Raw genomic sequence first — 17,277 nt, 5'->3', positions numbered from 1 at the left:
GCCCCGCGGGTGTGACCGGCGTGGCCGCCGCAGCCGTCGTGAGCGCCTGCATCGCCGTCGCCTTCCTGACACCGGGCGCGGTCCGGTTCCGGTTGCTCGTCGCCGCGGGTGCCGTCGCGGCGATCGGACTCGTGTCGGTCGCCGTGCCGCGGATCGTCGTCCGCGCGGGGCTGCCGGGCGACTGGGCGATCGCGGCGTGCGATGTCGGGCAGGGTGACGCCGTGGTCCTCCGCGGCGGGACCGGCGTCGCGATGGTGGACGTCGGGGACGACCCGGAACGGCTCGGTGCCTGCCTGGACCTCCTCGGCGTCGACCGGGTCGACCTGCTCGTCTTGACGCACTTCGACCGCGACCACGTCGGCGCGGTGGCATCGGTGACGGACCGTGTGAGGACGGCGCTGGTCGGGCCCACCGGCCGCCCCGAGGACGAGCGGGTCCGCCGGTCGCTCGTGGACGCGGGCATCGACGTCCGGACGGCTGACGACACCACCGCGGGCACGCTCGGGCCCCTGCGGTGGCGGCTGCTGTGGCCGCGTGCGGGAGCTGGGGAGAGCGGCAACGCTGCGAGCCTCGTCCTCCGCACGGAGCCCGGACCCGACTGCCCGTCGTGCGTGAGCGGGTTGTTCCTCGGCGACCTTGGGGAGACGGCGCAGCGGCGGCTCCGGGGTGTCCTCGACGCCGAGGACGCTGCCGACCGGGTCCCGATCGACGTCGTCAAGGTCTCACACCACGGATCCGCCGACCAGGACCCGCTCCTGTACCGCGAGACGGCGGCAGCGGTCGGGCTCATCGGTGTCGGTGCGGACAACACGTACGGGCACCCGACCCGTTCGGCGCTCGAGATGCTCGACGCCGCCGGGACCCGGGCGTACCGGACCGATCTGCTCGGGACGATCGTGGTCGGGCGGGACGGCTCGGGCGGGCTCCGGGTGTGGACCGAGCGCTCGGCTCCCGCGTCCCCGCAGGATGCTCCCGCGTCCCCGCGGGGTGCTCCCGGGTCCCCGCAGCGCGATCCGTCGGCCCCTGCGCTCGCACCGGGGCGGGACTCCCGACGTCGGTGGCAGGCCGCCGGCGCGGTGTCCGGTGCCGGGGCGGTGTCCGGTGTCCGGTCGGTGTCCGGCGTCTGCGCGGCGTCCGGTGTCGGCGAGGGGCGTCCGGGCGGAGCGCTCGGCGTCGGCCGTCGCCCGTAGGATCGAGACATGCCCGCCAAGAAGCCCGCACGCGCCGCAGCGAAGATCGACCAGGTGCCTTGGTCGGGGATCCGCCCGGCGCCGGTCGTGCTCGTCACCGGGCCCGAGTCGTTCCTCGCCGAGCGTGCGAGCGGCGTGCTCCGCGACCTGCTCGTGGGTGAAGACCCCGCGCTCGAGGTCCACGACCTCGAAGCCGACCAGTACGCGCCGGGGCTCTTGGCGACCCTCGCGAGCCCGTCCCTGTTCGGGGAACCGCGTCTGGTCCGGGTCACCAACGTCGAGAAGTGCACCGACGCGTTCATCACCGAGACCATCTCGTACCTCGGTGCGCCGGCGGACGACGTCACCCTGGTCCTGCGACACGGCGGTGGCGTGCGCGGGAAGAAGCTCCTCGACACGATCCGCAGCGGTGTGGGCGGCGGCATCGAGGTGCTGTGCGACGAACTCAAGCGCGAGACGGACCGGATCGACTTCGTCACCGCCGAGTTCCGGGCTGCCCGGCGCAAGATCGCCCCGTCGGCGGTGCGCACCCTCGTCGCGGCCTTCGCCGACGATCTGGCCGAGCTCGCCGCGGCGTGCCGGCAACTCCTCGCCGACGAGGCGGCGGAGATCACGGACAAGGTCGTCGACAAGTACTACGGCGGTCGCGTCGAGACCAACGCGTTCAAGGTCGCCGACATCGCGCTCGCGGGGCGTTCGGCACCGGCCATCGTCGAGCTCCGGCACGCGCTGTCGACGGGCGAGGCCCCGGTGCCGATCGTCGCGGCGTTCGCCTCGAAGATCCGCACGATGGCGAAGGTCAGCGCCTTCCGCGGCCCGAGCGGGCAGGCGGCGTCGGCGCTCGGCATGGCGCCGTGGCAGGTGCAGCGCGCCCAGCGTGACGTCGCCGGGTGGAGCGAGTCCGGTCTCGCGAACGCGATCATCAGCATCGCCGAGGCCGACACCGCGGTGAAGGGTGGGTCGCGCGACGCCCACTACGCGCTCGAGGTCATGGTCCGGACCATCGCCCGGCGCGGCGAGGCGCGCTGAGCCGAGCCGCTCCTCCAAGAAGCTCCGACGGGCGACAGCCCACCCGCCGGAGCTGCTCCGCCGGAGCTGCTCCGCCGGAGCTGCTCCGCTGGAGCCGACCGTCCGCGGCCGACCTGCCGGACCCGAGCCGGCGATCCGGACCGCTCGGACCGGCACGGCGACCGGGCACGACCCGCCGCTCAGCTCCGCCCATCGGGCGGTACCTGCTGCGCGCGCACGCCGAGCGGGACGAACACTGCCCGCTCACCGCCCGCGCCGGCACACCACCGCCTGCGCCGGCACCGGCGCGGGCACACCCCGCCGACGCCGGCACACTCCGCCTGCGCCGGCAGACCACCGCCCGCGCCGGCACACCACCGCCCGCGCCGGCACACCCCGCCCGCGCCGGCACACCCCGCCCTCCGCGTGGCGAACCCGCACCGCGCGAACGACGAAGGCCCCGCACCGAACGGTGCGGGGCCTTCGGACCAGAGGGTCCGTGCGTCAGAGCGACGCGACCTTCTTCGCGATGGCCGACTTGCGGTTCGCGGCCTGGTTCTTGTGGATGACGCCCTTGCTCACGGCCTTGTCGAGCTTCTTCGAGGCGAGGGTCAGGGCCGCGACGGCCTTGTCCTTGTCGCCGGCGACCACGGCCTCGTTGGTGTGACGGATGACCGTCTTGAGCTCGGAACGGTAGGCCTTGTTGCGCTCCTGGGCCTTGAGGTTGGTCTTGATGCGCTTGATCTGCGACTTGATGTTCGCCATGCGTGTTGCTCCTTGTTCGTCTCTACGGGTGGTCGCGACCGCTGGGTAGAGGGGCCCTTGGTCGCATCGCGTTCCACCCGTGGGCGGGGAACGCGGAAGCCAGCCCCCAACATTACCAGGCCGGAGCGTCTGGACCAAAGCACCGAAACGCCGAAACCGTGCCGCAACAACCGTTCGCTACCGTGACGAGCATGCCATCGCTCGCGCCCCGCATCGAGACCGTCCCCGCCTCCGGCATCCGCCGGGTGTTCGAGCAAGCAGCCCGCATGCAGTCGGACGAGGCCGACCGCGGTACCGAGGGACACATCGCGATGCTGGTCATCGGCGAGCCGGACGTGCCCGTCGCCGCCCACATCGGCGAGGCCGCCCGTCGCGCCTGGACCGAGGACCGCACCGACTACACGCCGAACGGCGGCATCGCCCCGCTGCGGGCGGCCATCCGCGAGAAGCTCCACCGCGAGAACCGCATCGAGGCCGACCTCGAGCAGATCTGGATGACGATCGGGGCGACGCAGGCGCTGTTCCAGGCGATGACCCTCGTGCTGAGCCCGGGCGACGAGGTCCTCGTCCCCGACCCCGGCTACACGACCTTCACCATGAACGCGCACATCATCGGGGCGACCCCGGTGCCGTACCGCCTCGAACCGCAGCACGGGTTCGAGCCGGACCTGCAGGCCCTCGAGGCGAGCATCACCGAGCGCACCCGCGTCCTCGTGGTGAACTCCCCGTCGAACCCGCTCGGCTCGGTGTTCGGCGAGCAGACCCTCCGCGACCTGCTGGCGTTGGCGAAGCGCCACGACCTCTGGGTGATCAGCGACGAGGTCTACGAGTACTTCACCTACGGCACCCGCCACGTCAGCCTGGCGAGCCTCGACGAGGACGACCGGGTCTTCACCGCCTTCTCGCTGAGCAAGACGTACGCGATGACGGGCGTCCGGGTCGGGTACCTCGTCACGCCGAAGGGCCTCGGCGCGACGATGCGCACCACCCAGGAGGCGATGATCAGCTGCGTCGCCGAACCCGACCAGTGGGCGGCCCTCGCGGCCATCGTGGGGGACCACTCCGCCGTGCAGGAGGCCCGGGAGCACTACCGCGCCAACCTCGACGTCGCGAAGGAGGTCCTCGACGCCGCCGGCATCCGGTACCTCGACCCGCGCGGCGCGTTCTACCTCTGGATCGACATGTCCCACGTCACCGAGGGCGACGTCGCGGAGTGGGCGCTCGCGTTCCTGCAGCGCGAGCGTGTCGCGGTCGCGCCGGGGAGCGCCTTCGGCCGGACCGGTGAGGGGTGGATCCGTGTCTGCCTCGCGGCGACCGCGGCGGACCTGCGCCGCGGGCTGGGTGCACTGCCGGCGCCGGAGCGCGTCGCCGTCTGACGCGGCGCGCGTCCGGCCTCGCCTGGACGCGGCGGTGCGCGTCCGGCGCGCCGCGCCGCGCACCGTGCTTGGTCCGTCAGCTGGTGCGCGGTTGGTTGCATGGTGCGGCGCTGAAGGCGGGCACGGAGCGGTCGCCGCTGTCGCGGGTGACGAACCTCGCACCGTGCGTCGGCCTGCCCGGCCGCGCCGTGCCTCCTGACACGCAGGCGCGGCCTGCTCGGCCGCGCCTCCTGTACGGAGGCGCGGTGCGCGTCCGCGGCGCGCCGCGCACGGTGCGGGGTCCGTCAGCTGGTGCGCGGTTGGTGGCGTGGTGCGGCGCCGGAAGCGCGCACGGGGCGATCGCCGCCGCCGCAGGTGACGAACCTCGCGCCGTGCGCCGGCCTGCTCGGCCGCGCCGTGCCTCCTGCACGGAGGCGCGGTGCGCGTCCGGGCCGCACCGCGCACCGTGCGGGGTCCGTCAGCTGGTGCGCGATTGGTGGCATGGTGCGGCGCAGGAAGCGCGCACGGGGCGGTCGCCGCCGCCGCAGGTGACGAACCTCGCACCGTGCGCCGGCCTGCTCGGCCGCGCCGTGCCTCCTGGCCTGGAGACGCGGCGTGCGTTCGCCGCGCTGCGCACGGTGCGTGGTCCGTCAGCTGGTGCGGTGTTGGTTGCTTGGTGCGGCGCAGGAAGCGCGCACGGAGCTGTCGCCGCTCTCGCGGGTGATGAACCTCGCACCGTGCGACTGCCTGCTCGGCCGCGGCCGGGCCTCCTGGCCTGGAGGCGCGGTGCGCGTTCGCCGCGCTGCGCACGGTGCGTGGGCCGTCAGCTGGTGCGGTGTTGGTTGCTTGGTGCGGCGCAGGAAGCGCGCACGGGCCGGCCGGACGCCGCCGCTGCGGGCGACGAACCTCGCACGGTGCGCCGGCCCGAGGCCGCCGCTGCGGGCGACGAACCTCGCACCGTGCGCCAGCCGCCGCGCGGACGTGGGACAATCGTTCGACCGTCCGACCCACCCCGAGGAACCGTGAGCCCACAAGCATCCGCGCCGCTCGAGCCCGCCTCGACCCCGGCCGACGCGATCCGCAACTTCTGCATCATCGCGCACATCGACCACGGCAAGTCCACGCTGGCCGACCGCATGCTGCAGATCACCGGCATCGTCGAGGACCGCGCCATGCGCGCGCAGTACCTCGACCGCATGGACATCGAACGCGAGCGCGGCATCACGATCAAGTCGCAGGCCGTGCGCATGCCGTGGGAGCTCGACGGGCAGACCTTCGCGCTCAACATGATCGACACGCCCGGACACGTGGACTTCTCGTACGAGGTGTCCCGGTCGCTCGCCGCGTGCGAGGGTGCGATCCTCCTGGTCGACGCGGCGCAGGGGATCGAGGCGCAGACCCTCGCGAACCTCTACCTGGCGCTCGAGAACGACCTCGAGATCATCCCGGTGCTGAACAAGATCGACCTGCCGGCGGCCGAGCCGGACAAGTACGCGGCCGAGCTCGCGCAGCTCATCGGCGGCAAGCCGGAGGACGTCCTCCGCGTCTCCGGCAAGACCGGCGTCGGCGTGGCCGAGCTCCTCGACCGTGTGGTCGGGTCGGTGCCGCCGCCCGTCGGTGACGTCGACGCGGCACCCCGCGCGATGATCTTCGACTCGGTCTACGACAGCTACCGCGGCGTCGTGACCTACGTGCGGATGGTGGACGGCACGATCCACCCGCGCGAGAAGGTCCAGATGATGTCGACCAAGTCGACGCACGAGATCCTCGAGATCGGTGTGTCGTCGCCCGAGCCGAAGCCGACGAAGGGCCTCAGCGTCGGCGAGGTCGGCTACCTCATCACCGGCGTGAAGGACGTCCGCCAGTCGAAGGTCGGCGACACGGTGACCACGGCGCAGAAGCCCGCGACCGAGGCGCTGGCCGGGTACACCGACCCGAAGCCGATGGTGTTCTCGGGCCTGTACCCGATCGACGGCTCCGACTACCCGGACCTCCGCGAGGCGCTCGACAAGCTCAAGCTGTCCGACGCGGCCCTCGTGTACGAGCCCGAGACGTCGGTGGCGCTCGGCTTCGGCTTCCGCTGCGGGTTCCTCGGCCTGCTCCACCTCGAGATCATCACCGAGCGCCTCAGCCGCGAGTTCGGGCTGGACCTCATCACCACCGCCCCGAGCGTGATCTACGAGGTCACGAACGAGGACGACACGGTGACCGAGGTCACGAACCCGTCCGAGTTCCCCGGCGGCCGCATCGTCGAGGTCCGCGAGCCGATGGTCCGCGCGGCCATCCTCGCCCCGAAGGACTACGTCGGCGCGATCATGGAGCTCTGCCAGTCACGTCGCGGGTCGCTGCTCGGCATGGAGTACCTCGGCGAGGACCGCGTCGAGATCCGCTACGAGATGCCGCTCGGCGAGATCGTCTTCGACTTCTTCGACCAGCTCAAGAGCAAGACCCAGGGCTACGCGTCGCTCGACTACGAACCCACGGGCGACCAGGCTGCCGACCTCGTGAAGGTCGACATCCTGCTGCAGGGCGAACAGGTCGACGCCTTCAGTGCCATCGTGCACCGCGACAAGGCGTACGCCTACGGCACGCTCATGACCGAACGGCTCCGGAAGCTCATCCCGCGCCAGCAGTTCGAGGTGCCGATCCAGGCCGCCATCGGCGCGCGCATCATCGCCCGCGAGAGCATCCGGGCGATGCGCAAGGACGTCCTCGCGAAGTGCTACGGCGGTGACATCACCCGCAAGCGCAAGCTCCTCGAGAAGCAGAAGGAGGGCAAGAAGCGCATGAAGATGGTGGGTCGCGTCGAGGTCCCGCAGGAAGCCTTCATCGCGGCGCTCTCCGGCGACGTCGAAGAGAAGAAGAAGTAGCGGCGGGGCCGGTCAGGCGCGGCGGGCGCGAGCCCGCAGCACGGCCAGGCCCAGGGCCGGGAGGCTCGCCGCGGCCAGTCCCACGAGTGCGGTCCGCAGGATGACGAGTCCGGCGGCCGCGTCGTAGTCGGTCTCCGACCCCGCGGCGAACCCGGCCACCACGGCGCCGACGACCATCGCCAGCGTGCAGAGCCCGAGCACGGAGGGCAGCCGACGGGCCGCGTGCCGACGGACCGCGAGCACGAGGGTGACCCCGAACAGGATCACGCCCACGCCCGCGCTGCACGCCCCGAACACCGCGATGGCGTTCGCCGTCTCGAAGACGTCCGCGTCCCCCGGGGCCGTCGCGGCGTACCGCGCGGGGGCGCCGAGTCCGGCGGTCGCCCACGCGACCGCGGCCCGCGCCGTCGCGGCCAGCCCGAACGCCGCGAGCGTCAGGACGGCGAACGAGACCGTGGTGCGGTCGACGGACCGTGCGCGGTCGAGGGCGGAGCGGGGCACGCACCAACGATAGGGGCGTGGCGGACGCGTGTCGGGCCTCCCGTTCGGGGCGCGCGGGAACCGGACGGGTGGCCCGCCGTCCGGACCGTCCCGGTTCGGTCCGGGGCACGAGGGGCCAGTACAGTGGGCCGCATGAGTACCCGCGGGAGCTACCGGACCGCCCTGACGTACGGAGCCGTGGGTGCGACCCAGGCGTCGGACCTCATGACGTACCCGCCGGAGGGGTTCGTCCCGTCCGAGTCGCGGTCCCGGATCGGCCACGGCGACCAGCGCTTCGAGACCGCGGTCACGCAGGCACTGACGTGGCAGATCCAGGAGCGCAGCGGCATCCGCGTGCACGTCGAGGACCAGCCCGACGACGACGAGGTCCGCTACAACCCGGTGACCTTCGACGAGCAGGGCGTGCCGATCGCCCCGGCCTCGATCGGGACGCCCCGGGTCGAGAAGTTCGCCCCCGACGGCACGCCGCTCGTCACGGCGGGCACGAGCGCGACGCTGACGATGCACGCCTTCGGCCGGACGGTCCTGGCGCCGGTGCGGGTCGTGTCGATCATCGACGAGACCGACCGCAAGGGCTTCGCGTACGGGACGCTCGAGGGGCACCCGCTCTCGGGTGAGGAGTCGTTCGTCGTCGAGCGGACACCGGACGGGTCGGTGTGGCTGCAGATCCGGCAGTTCTCGCAGCCGTCGAGCCGGAAGTGGCAGTTCGTGGCCCCGTTGCTCCGCCGGCAGCAGAAGGTCATGGCGCAGAAGTACCTCGAGGCGCTCCGCGGCGACTGACGACCCGCATCGGCCGTCGGTGACGGCTCAGCCGAGCCAGCGGTACTCGGACACCGGCCGACCCGGTGCGCCGTACCGTGACCGGCGCTCCGCGGCCCCGGTCCCGACGAGGTGCTCGAGGTAGCGCCGGGCGACCACCCGGGAGAGCCCGAGGTGCGCCCCGGTCTCGGCGGCGGAGAGTCCGTCGGCACCGCGGAGGGCGCCGGCCACGAGGTCGAGGGTCTCCTCCGCCAGCCCCTTCGGCAGGGTCGACCGTCGGACGGGACGCAGTGCGCCGAACAGGGCGTCGATCTCGTGCTGGGTCGGCAGGCTCCCGGTGTCGGTGGCGCGCCGGTGGTACGCCCGGTACTGCTCGAGCCGCTCGTGCAGGTCCCCGGCGGTGAACGGCTTCACCAGGTAGTGCGCGACGCCGAGGGCCGCCATCCGTCGGACGGTGTCGGCATCGCGGACGGCGGTGACGGCGAACACGTCGACGCGCGCTCCCGAGCCGCGCAGCGCCCGCACGAGGTCGAGTCCGGAGCCGTCCGGCAGGGTGACGTCGACCAGGGCGAGGTCGACGCGCGCCATCACCGCCGGGTCGCGGAGTGCGGTGAGGACCGCCCGCGCCGTCGTGCACTCCGCGGTCACCCGGAAGCCCTCGACGCGTTCGACGAGGGTCCGGTGGAGCTCGAGGGTGAGCGGGTCGTCCTCGACGACCATGACGCCGATCACGACGTGGGCTCCGCGGGCAGGCGGACGACGAAGCGGGTGGGGTCGCGGTGCACCTCGACCGTGCCCTGCGCCTGGTCGACGACGGACCGGACGAGGGCGAGGCCGATGCCCCGCGTCGACGGCACGCCCGGAGCCGGAGCCGCAACCGGAGCGAGCGCCGGGACAGGGGCCGGTGCCGGGGCCGCGGCGGGGCCCGGCTCGCCGTGGGGGTCCTCGGTCGCCACCGGCTTCGTGCTCCAGCCCCGGTCGAAGACCCGCGCAAGGTCCGCGTCGGCGATCCCCGCCCCGCTGTCGACGACCTCGATCTCGAGCGCCGCCGCACCAGCGGGGGAGCGGCCCGCCGACGCGGCCGATCGCCCGCCCAGCGGCGCGCCCGACCGCCCGCCAGACCGCCCACCCGCCAGCCCGCCCGACCGCCCGGTCGCCGAGCGCACGCCGTCGTCGGCGCGAGCCGACCGCGTGTCGCGCACCGCGCCTCCCGGACCGTCCGCCCGACGGACCGCCACCCGCACCCACCGGGGTGCCGGACCGGATGCCGCCGCGTCCAGCGCGTTGTCGACCAGGTTCCCGACGACGGCGACCAGGTCCACCGGCCGTACGGCCGGCACCGGCACGTCCGGCTCGACCTCGGCGCGCCACCCGACGTGGCGTTCTGCTGCTTGCGAGGCCTTCCCGAGCAGGAGCGCCGCGACGGTGCGGTCACCACCGTGGACGTGGTCCACGAGGTGCTGTGCGTCCCGGGCACCCTCGGTCAGGAGCGTGACCGCCTCGTCGCTCCGGTCCAGTTCGATGAGCGTCACGGCGGTGTGCACCCGGTTCGCGTGCTCGTGCTGCTGCGCGCGCAGTGCCTCACCGAGGGTGCGCACCGACTCGTACGAGGCGACCGCGTCGCGGACCGCTCCCGGCGGCAGGTCGCCGAGGACGCGCCTGGTCGACCGTCGTGCCACCAGCGCGGACAGGACGCCGGCGAGGAACACGGCCGCGGCGACGAGCACGGCGAACGGCAGCCGTTCGGCGACCGCTGCGCCGATCCGGTCGACCGTGACGCCCGTCGCGACCCAACCGACGACCCGGCCGTCGGCGCGCACCGGCACGATGGTCCGGACGGACGGTCCGAGCGTGCCGGTCGAGCGCTCGGTGAGTGACCGCGGCGTGCTCGGGATGGTCCCGATGTAGTGCCGGCCGACCTCGTCCGGGTCGGGATGCGTCACGCGGATCCCCGCGGCGGTCATGATGGTGACGAAGGCGGCGCCGCTGGCACGCTCGGCCCGCGTCGCGACGGGCTGCAGGGTCCTGGAGGCGCGGCTCGGCTCCTCCTGCAGGGCGGCGACGGTCCTCGGGTCGGTCGCGAGCCCCGTGGCGACGGCGCGCGTGACGCTCGCCGCCCCGGTCTCGGCCGCCCTGCGGGCGTCGAGGACGAGCAGCAGCGCGAGCAGGGCGCTGACGAGCACGACGGCGGCGGTCACGACGAGGAAGACGCGGCCGGCGGTGCTGCCGGTCGGAGGACGGCGCACGGCGGCGCGCGTGCGGGGCGACCGTGCGGCAGCGGTGCGCGCCGGGGTGCGGGGGCCGCCCATGGTGTCCTCCAGACGTCGGTGTCCTGCGACCAATTCGACCACAACTCGCGTGCGGGTCGGTGCCGGCACGATGCTGTCCGGCGGACGACGACGTCCCCGAAGGAGGCAACGATGGCTCTCGACCGCACGGTCAGCCCCCGTCGCACGGGCTCCGCCCGCCGGCGCCCGGCACCGCACACCTGGCTCTACCTGTCCGTGATCGCCGCCGTGGTGCTCGGCGCACTCGTCGGGCTCGTGTTCCCCGCGTTCGCGCAGACGCTCAAGCCCCTCGGGGACGGCTTCGTCGCGCTCATCCACATGATGATCGCGCCCATCATCTTCTGCACGATCGTCGTCGGGGTCGGGTCCATCGCCAAGGCGGCGACGGTCGGGAAGATCGGTGGCCTCGCGCTCGGGTACTTCCTCGTGATGTCGACCGTCGCGCTGGCGATCGGCCTGGTCGTCGGCAACCTCGTGCACCCCGGCGACCACCTCGACATGCGGGGCTCGACCTACCAGGCGACCGGCGAGGCGTCGTCCACCCACGAGTTCGTGCTCGGGATCATCCCGACGAGCCTGTTCTCCGCCTTCACCGACGGCAGCGTGCTCCAGGTGCTGTTCGTCGCCCTGCTCGTCGGGTTCGCCGTGCAGCGGATGGGCGCCCGCGGCGAGCCCGTGATGCGCGTCGTGCGGAAGCTGCAGGAGGTCGTCTTCCGGATCCTCGGCATGGTGCTGTGGGTGGCCCCGGTCGGCGCCTTCGGTGCGATGGCCGCGGTGGTCGGCGCGACCGGTGCCGGCGCGATCGCGAGCCTCGGGCTCCTGATGGTCGCGTTCTACGTCACCTGCGTGCTGTTCATCGTCGTCGTGCTCGGCTCGCTGCTCTGGGTGGTCGCGCGCATCAACGTGCTGCGGCTCGTGCAGTACCTCGGCAAGGAGTACCTGCTCATCGTCGGGACGTCGTCGTCGGAGTCCGCCCTGCCCCGACTCATCGCCAAGATGGAGCACCTCGGCGTCGCGAAGCCGGTCGTCGGCATCACGGTCCCGACCGGGTACTCGTTCAACCTCGACGGCACCGCGATCTACCTCACGATGGCGTCGCTGTTCATCGCGAACGGCATGGGCGAGCCGATGAGCGTCGGGGAGCAGATCGGGCTGCTCGTCTTCATGGTGATCGCGTCGAAGGGGGCCGCCGGGGTGAGCGGGGCCGGGCTCGCCACCCTGGCCGGGGGACTGCAGGCCTACCGTCCAGACCTCGTGAACGGTGTCGGCGTGATCGTCGGCGTCGACCGCTTCATGTCCGAGGGACGTGCGCTGACGAACTTCACCGGCAACGCCGTGGCGACGATCCTGGTGGGCCGGTGGACGCGGCAGTTCGATGCCGAGCGTGCGCGCCGGGTGCTGGCCGGGGCGCTGCCGTTCGACGAGTCGGCGGTGCAGGGGCACGACGGCCACGACGGGGGCGAGGACGCATCCGCCGCCGAGGCCGAGCGGGAGCGCGAGCCGGAGCGGGTCTCCGCCTGACCGCGGGGCCGGCGGGGCGGCAGGGCCGGCGGGCCGGCGGGGCGGCGGGGCCGGCGGGGCGGGGGGACCGCCGCCGCGGCCGGGCCGGGGCCGCGGCCGGGCCGCGGCCGCGGCCGGTCAGCCGACCGGGCGGAGCGGCGGCAGCGCGGCGATCGCGTCCTCGATGAGCCGGGCGTCCTCGACGCAGTCGCGGGCGATGGTCACGGCGCTGGTCGCCCGGAGCGCCTCGACGTCGTACACGCCGGTCGCCACCGCGAGGAAGGGGATACCGACCGCGTCCGCCGCCTCGCCGTCCCGCGGGGTGTCCCCGACGATCACGGCCCGGGTGCCGGCGAGTGCCTCGGCAGCGCGCGCGGTCACCCCGGTGCGCTCGACCTCGGTGTCGCCGAAGAACGAGTGGTCCCAGTCGAACGCGTCCACGTCGAACCCGGCACCCTGCAGCTTGACGCGGGCACGGTAGGGGGAGTGGCCGGTCAGCCAGGCCGTTGCGCCAGCCGAGCTCGGCGAACCGCCGGACGAGACCGATCGCGCCCGGCGCCGGACTGCGGCGGTCCCCGGACACGTGCCGCTCCTCGGTCAGGTCGCGCAGGTGCCGGCTCACGGTGGGGATGAGCGTGTCGTCCAGGTCGTGCGCCCGGACGTGCTCGGCGATGAGCCCGGCGTCGGTGCGGCCGTGCTGGTGACCGACGCGCAGGACGAGGTCGCGGCCGATCGCCCGCTCGAGCGCGAGGTGGTACAGGTTGCCCGGCGACGAGGCGTTCAACACGAGGGTGCCGTCGATGTCCCACAGCACCGTGGTGGGGACGGTGTGGTGCTCCATGCCTCCATCATGACGGACAATGGAGTCCATGCCGAGTGCTCTCCCGATCGCCGACCCCGCACCCGCGGACGGCCTGATCACCCCGGCGTCCGGTGCCGGCGACGTCCCCTTCGGCGTGTACGTGCACGTGCCGTTCTGTCGGGTTCGCTGCGGCTACTGCGACTTCAACACCTACACGGCGTCGGAGCTCCGCGGGGTCCGTCGGGACGACTACGCCGGACACGCGGTGCGCGAGATCGAGTGGGCCGCGAGCGTCCTCGACCGCTCGGGCGTCGCCCGTCGACCGGTGTCGACGGTGTTCTTCGGCGGCGGCACCCCGACGATGCTGCCCGCCTCGGACCTGGTGATGATCCTCCGCGCGATCGACGACACCTGGGGGATCGTGCCCGGTGCCGAGGTCACGACCGAGGCGAACCCCGACTCCGTGGACGAGGACGCGTTGCGGACCCTCGCCGACGGCGGCTTCACCCGGGTGAGCTACGGCATGCAGTCCGCGGTGCCGCACGTGCTCGCGACGCTCGACCGGACGCACGACCCCGAGCGCGTGCCCCTCGTGGTGGACCTCGCGAAGCAGCAGGGCCTCGACGTCTCGCTCGACCTGATCTACTCGACGCCCGGCGAGTCGCTCGACGACTGGCGCACCTCGCTCGACGCGGCCCTGGCGTGCGAGCCGGACCACGTGTCGGCCTACTCGCTCATCGTCGAGGAGGGCACCGCGATGGGCCGGATGGTCGCTCGCGGCGAGCTGCCGGCGCCGGACGACGACCTCGCGGCGGACATGTACGAGCTGGCGGACCGGGTCCTCGGTGACGCCGGCTACGCCTGGTACGAGGTCTCGAACTGGGCCCGCGGCGACCAGCACCGGAGTCGGCACAACCTGTCCTACTGGACGGGCCACGACTGGTGGGGTGTCGGCCCCGGCGCGCACTCCGCGGTGGCCGGCACCCGCTGGTGGAACGTGAAGCACCCGGCCGCGTACGCGAACCGGGTGCTGGCGGGGGAGTCGCCCGCGGCCGGACGCGAGACCCTCGACGCCGAGACCCGGTACGTCGAGCGCGTGCTGCTCGCCGCGCGGGTGCGCGGTGAGCTCGCGACCGGCGAGCTGGGCCAGGAGGCGCGGGGCCGGGTCGCCGGCCTCATCGCACGTGGACTCGTGGACGGGTCGGCCGCGGTGCGGGGGCGGATCGAGTTGACCCTGCAGGGGCGGCTGCTCGCGGACGCGGTGGTCCGCGAGCTGCTCGACTGAGCTACTGCTTGATGAACTCGATCGAGAGTGGGTAGCGGTAGAACTGCCCGCGGTTCGCCGCGATCGCCGCCTGGATCCCGAACACGATCGAGAGCACCCAGGCCGCGAGGATGATCAGCACGCCGATGCCGAGGAACGACGTGATCGACCCGACCGCGTACGCGATCGCCATCGTGATGTGGAAGTTCAGCGCCACGCGCGTGTGCTCGCGGACGAACCCGCCGCGGTCGCGCAGGACCAGGTAGGCCACCAGCGGCGCGATGAAGTTGAAGAAGATGCCGCCGATGTGCGTGAGCGTGGCCCAGAGTCGCTGGTCCTCGGGCGACATCGGCTGCGGCGGGGTGTACCCACCGGGGTACTGCGGGCCGCCGGGCTGCTGGGGCTGCTGTCCGTAGGTCATGCCCGAAGCGTATCCGTCGGCTGGGGAGAAGTCCCGGTCGGTCGGTGGTCGGGCGTAGGATCAGCAGTCGACACGTCCGAGTGCCAGTACGAGTGGAAGGGGTCCGGGTGGTCAGCGAACGCAGCCTCGAGGTCCTCAAGGCCATCGTGCGGGACTACGTGGCCTCGCGCGAGCCGGTCGGTTCGAAGACGATCGTCGAGCGGCATGCGTTCGGGGTCAGCGCCGCCACCATCCGCAACGACATGGCCCAGCTCGAGGACGAGCAGCTCATCGCGGCCCCGCACACCTCGTCCGGTCGGGTCCCGACCGACAAGGGGTACCGGGTCTTCGTCGACCACCTCGCGGGTGCCCGGCCGCTGTCCAGCGCCCAGCGGCACGCGATCGAGACGTTCCTCGGTGCGCCGAACGACCTCGACGAGGTCCTCGGTCGGACCGTCCGGCTGCTCAGCCAGCTCACGAACCAGGTCGCCCTCGTGCAGTACCCCTCGATGGTCCGTGCACGGGTGCAGCACGTCGAGCTCGTCCGTCTCGGCGACAACCGCCTGATGGTCGTGCTCATCACCGACACCGCCCGTGTCGAGCAGCGCGTCGTCGAGACCGACGTCGCGCTCGACGAGACCGCGCTCACCGAACTCCGTGCCGTGGTGAACGGCGCGAGCGTCGGCCTGCTCCTGCAGGACGTCGCGGCGGCGCTCCGCGCGGTGCCGCAGCAGATCCGTCCGGACGTCCAGCCCCTGGCCGGGGTCGTCGTCGCGACGCTCATCGAGCAGGTCGCCGCCAACCGGCAGGACCGCCTGGTGATGGCCGGCGCGGCGAACCTCGCCAAGAGCGAGCAGGACTTCTCCGGCGGCCTCTTCCCCGTGCTCGAGGCGATCGAGGAACAGGTGACCCTGCTCCGGTTGTTCGGCGAGATGCAGATCGACGACGGTGTCGCGGCCCGGATCGGCGTGGAGAACGCCGAGTACGGGCTCGACGCGACGAGCATCGTCGCCGGCGGGTACCTCGCCGGCGGTGAGCTCGCCCGTCTCGGCGTGCTCGGGCCGACCCGCATGGACTACGGCACGAACATGGCCGCCGTGCGCGCCGTCGCACGGTACCTGTCCAAACTCCTGGGCGAACATTGACCGATCCGAACCCAACCGACTGAGGGATACGTGGCAGACCACTACGACGTCCTCGGCGTCCAGCCGGACGCCTCCGATGCCGACATCAAGAAGGCGTACCGCCGTCTGGCGCGCGAACTGCACCCGGACGTGAACCCGAGCCCGGACGCGGCCGAACGGTTCAAGGACGTCACGCACGCCTACGACGTGCTGAGCGACCCGGAGCAGCGCCGCCGGTACGACGCCGGCCCGCAGGCCGACAGCCCGTTCGGTGGCGGCGCCGCCGGCGGCTTCAGCGACATCTTCGACGCCTTCTTCGGCGGGGGTGCCGGCGGCGGACGCGGCAACGGTCCGCGCAGTCGCGCCGAGCGCGGGCAGGACGCCCTGCTGCGCATCGACGTCGACCTCGACGAGGTCGTCTTCGGCACCCACAAGGACGTCGAGGTCGACACGGCCGTGCTCTGCGAGACCTGCGGCGGGTCCTGCTGCGCGCCCGGCACGAGCCCCCGCACGTGCGACATCTGCGGCGGGACCGGTCACATCCAGCGCCAGGTCCGCTCGCTCCTCGGCAACGTCGTGACGAGCGCGCCCTGCGGGACCTGCCGCGGGTACGGCACCGTCATCCCGAACCCGTGCCCGACGTGCCAGGGCCAGGGCCGCATCCGTGCCCGCCGCACGGTGCCGGTGGACGTCCCCGCGGGCGTCGACTCCGGTCTCCGCCTGCAGATGCCCGGTCAGGGCGAGGTCGGCCCGGCTGGCGGTCCCTCCGGTGACCTGTACCTCGAGATCCGGGTCCGCCACCACGACGTGTTCAGCCGCGACGGGGACGACCTGCTCGCCACGCTCGAGGTCGCGATGACCGACGCCGTGCTCGGGACGACCACGACGATCGACGGGCTCGACGGACCGGTCGAGCTCGAGGTCCGTCCGGGCGTGCAGAGCGCCGACGTCCTCGTGCTGAAGGACCGCGGCGTCACGAAGCTGCGCGGCAACGGCCGGGGCGACCTCCGCGTGGGGGTCCAGGTCGTGACCCCGACGAAGCTCTCGCACAAGGAACGCCAGCTCGTCGAGCAGCTCGCGAAGTCGATCAAGCCCGGCAAGCCGCAGCTCGCACGCTTCCAGCAGGGCATGTTCGGCAAGCTCCGCGACCGCTTCTTCAACCACTGATGGCGTCGCTCTACTTCGTCGGTTCGCTCGACGGCGTCTCGGTCGGCGACCCCGTCGTGCTCGACGGGGTCGAGGGGCGCCACGCGGTGTCCGTGGCCCGCGTCCGCGTGGGCGAGACCCTGCGGATCGGCGACGGGCACGGTGCCGTCGTGGCCGGTGCGGTGGAGACCGTCGGTCGGGACACCCTGACGCTCACGGTCGAGACCGTCGCGGTCGAGCCGGCGCCGAGCCCCTCGCTGACCCTCGTGCAGGCGCTGGCGAAGGGCGGCCGCGACGAGATGGCG

The 17,277-nt window shown here is 73.0% G+C and carries 16 protein-coding genes; 10 read left to right on the top strand and 6 right to left on the bottom strand.

The annotated features are described in order from the left end of the window. A partial coding sequence (locus I5E_RS03305) for a ComEC/Rec2 family competence protein (RefSeq protein ID WP_148286841.1) occupies positions 1–1,190 on the top strand: 1,190 nt, incomplete at its 5' end. A 9-nt stretch (positions 1,191–1,199) separates the two neighbouring features. Beyond that, positions 1,200–2,219 (top strand): DNA polymerase III subunit delta, encoded by a 1,020-nt coding sequence (gene holA / locus I5E_RS03300; protein ID WP_022905737.1) that lies wholly within the window; start codon positions 1,200–1,202, stop codon positions 2,217–2,219. A 483-nt stretch (positions 2,220–2,702) separates the two neighbouring features. Here holA and rpsT read toward each other — a convergent pair whose 3' ends face one another. Continuing rightward, a complete protein-coding gene (rpsT, locus tag I5E_RS03295) occupies positions 2,703–2,963 on the bottom strand; it encodes a 30S ribosomal protein S20 (protein WP_022905736.1) in 261 nt (86 codons plus the stop codon). A gap of 191 nt (positions 2,964–3,154) precedes the next feature. Between rpsT and I5E_RS03290 the strand changes: the two genes are divergently transcribed. Together I5E_RS03290 and lepA are read left to right on the top strand one after the other, a co-directional pair. Next, complete coding sequence (locus I5E_RS03290) at positions 3,155–4,339, top strand: pyridoxal phosphate-dependent aminotransferase (protein WP_031261341.1); 1,185 nt, start codon at positions 3,155–3,157, stop codon at positions 4,337–4,339. A 1,001-nt stretch (positions 4,340–5,340) separates the two neighbouring features. Next, positions 5,341–7,188: a translation elongation factor 4 gene (gene lepA / locus I5E_RS03285; RefSeq protein ID WP_022905734.1), complete on the top strand. Its 1,848-nt coding sequence runs from the start codon at positions 5,341–5,343 to the stop codon at positions 7,186–7,188. 12 nt (positions 7,189–7,200) lie between these two features. On the opposite strand, the gene I5E_RS03280 is transcribed toward lepA, so the two are convergent. Then, positions 7,201–7,689, bottom strand: coding sequence for a hypothetical protein (locus I5E_RS03280; RefSeq protein WP_022905733.1), 489 nt, complete (start codon positions 7,687–7,689; stop codon positions 7,201–7,203). Between the two features lie 132 nt (positions 7,690–7,821). On the opposite strand from I5E_RS03280, the gene I5E_RS03275 reads away from it, so the two are divergent. Continuing rightward, positions 7,822–8,469, top strand: a complete 648-nt coding sequence (locus tag I5E_RS03275; RefSeq protein ID WP_031261340.1) for a DUF1990 family protein — start codon at positions 7,822–7,824, stop codon at positions 8,467–8,469. 27 nt (positions 8,470–8,496) lie between these two features. Here I5E_RS03275 and I5E_RS03270 read toward each other — a convergent pair whose 3' ends face one another. Together I5E_RS03270 and I5E_RS21080 are read right to left on the bottom strand one after the other, a co-directional pair. Then, entirely contained in the window at positions 8,497–9,180 is a 684-nt protein-coding gene (locus tag I5E_RS03270) for a response regulator (protein ID WP_022905731.1), read from the bottom strand. Then, positions 9,177–10,757 carry a sensor histidine kinase gene (locus tag I5E_RS21080; protein WP_022905730.1) on the bottom strand — a complete coding sequence of 527 codons (1,581 nt, stop codon included), beginning with the start codon at positions 10,755–10,757 and terminating at the stop codon, positions 9,177–9,179. The genes I5E_RS03270 and I5E_RS21080 overlap by 4 nt, the downstream gene beginning before the upstream one ends. A gap of 111 nt (positions 10,758–10,868) precedes the next feature. On the opposite strand from I5E_RS21080, the gene I5E_RS03260 reads away from it, so the two are divergent. After that, positions 10,869–12,257: a cation:dicarboxylate symporter family transporter gene (locus tag I5E_RS03260; protein WP_022905729.1), complete on the top strand. Its 1,389-nt coding sequence runs from the start codon at positions 10,869–10,871 to the stop codon at positions 12,255–12,257. A 117-nt stretch (positions 12,258–12,374) separates the two neighbouring features. Here the strand turns inward: I5E_RS03260 and I5E_RS22520 are convergent, their stop codons facing one another. Further along, complete coding sequence (locus tag I5E_RS22520) at positions 12,375–12,677, bottom strand: HAD family hydrolase (protein ID WP_049973430.1); 303 nt, start codon at positions 12,675–12,677, stop codon at positions 12,375–12,377. A 428-nt stretch (positions 12,678–13,105) separates the two neighbouring features. On the opposite strand from I5E_RS22520, the gene hemW reads away from it, so the two are divergent. Further along, positions 13,106–14,323 (top strand): radical SAM family heme chaperone HemW, encoded by a 1,218-nt coding sequence (gene hemW, locus I5E_RS03250; protein ID WP_031261336.1) that lies wholly within the window; start codon positions 13,106–13,108, stop codon positions 14,321–14,323. A 1-nt stretch (position 14,324) separates the two neighbouring features. On the opposite strand, the gene I5E_RS03245 is transcribed toward hemW, so the two are convergent. Next, on the bottom strand, positions 14,325–14,723 hold the full coding sequence (locus I5E_RS03245; protein WP_022905727.1) for a DUF4870 domain-containing protein: 399 nt from the start codon (positions 14,721–14,723) through the stop codon (positions 14,325–14,327). 107 nt (positions 14,724–14,830) lie between these two features. Between I5E_RS03245 and hrcA the strand changes: the two genes are divergently transcribed. From hrcA to I5E_RS03230, 3 genes are all read left to right on the top strand, one after another. Beyond that, positions 14,831–15,847, top strand: a complete 1,017-nt coding sequence (gene hrcA / locus I5E_RS03240; protein ID WP_022905726.1) for a heat-inducible transcriptional repressor HrcA — start codon at positions 14,831–14,833, stop codon at positions 15,845–15,847. 30 nt (positions 15,848–15,877) lie between these two features. Next, positions 15,878–16,993 (top strand): molecular chaperone DnaJ, encoded by a 1,116-nt coding sequence (gene dnaJ, locus I5E_RS03235; protein WP_022905725.1) that lies wholly within the window; start codon positions 15,878–15,880, stop codon positions 16,991–16,993. Continuing rightward, positions 16,993–17,277 (top strand): RNA methyltransferase PUA domain-containing protein (locus I5E_RS03230; protein ID WP_022905724.1); only part of this gene is annotated, 285 nt, incomplete at its 3' end. The genes dnaJ and I5E_RS03230, both read left to right, overlap by 1 nt.

The organism is Curtobacterium sp. B18 (assembly GCF_000333375.1).
Taxonomy (GTDB): Bacteria; Actinomycetota; Actinomycetes; order Actinomycetales; family Microbacteriaceae; genus Curtobacterium.
This window is presented reverse-complemented; position numbering and strand designations above follow the sequence as displayed.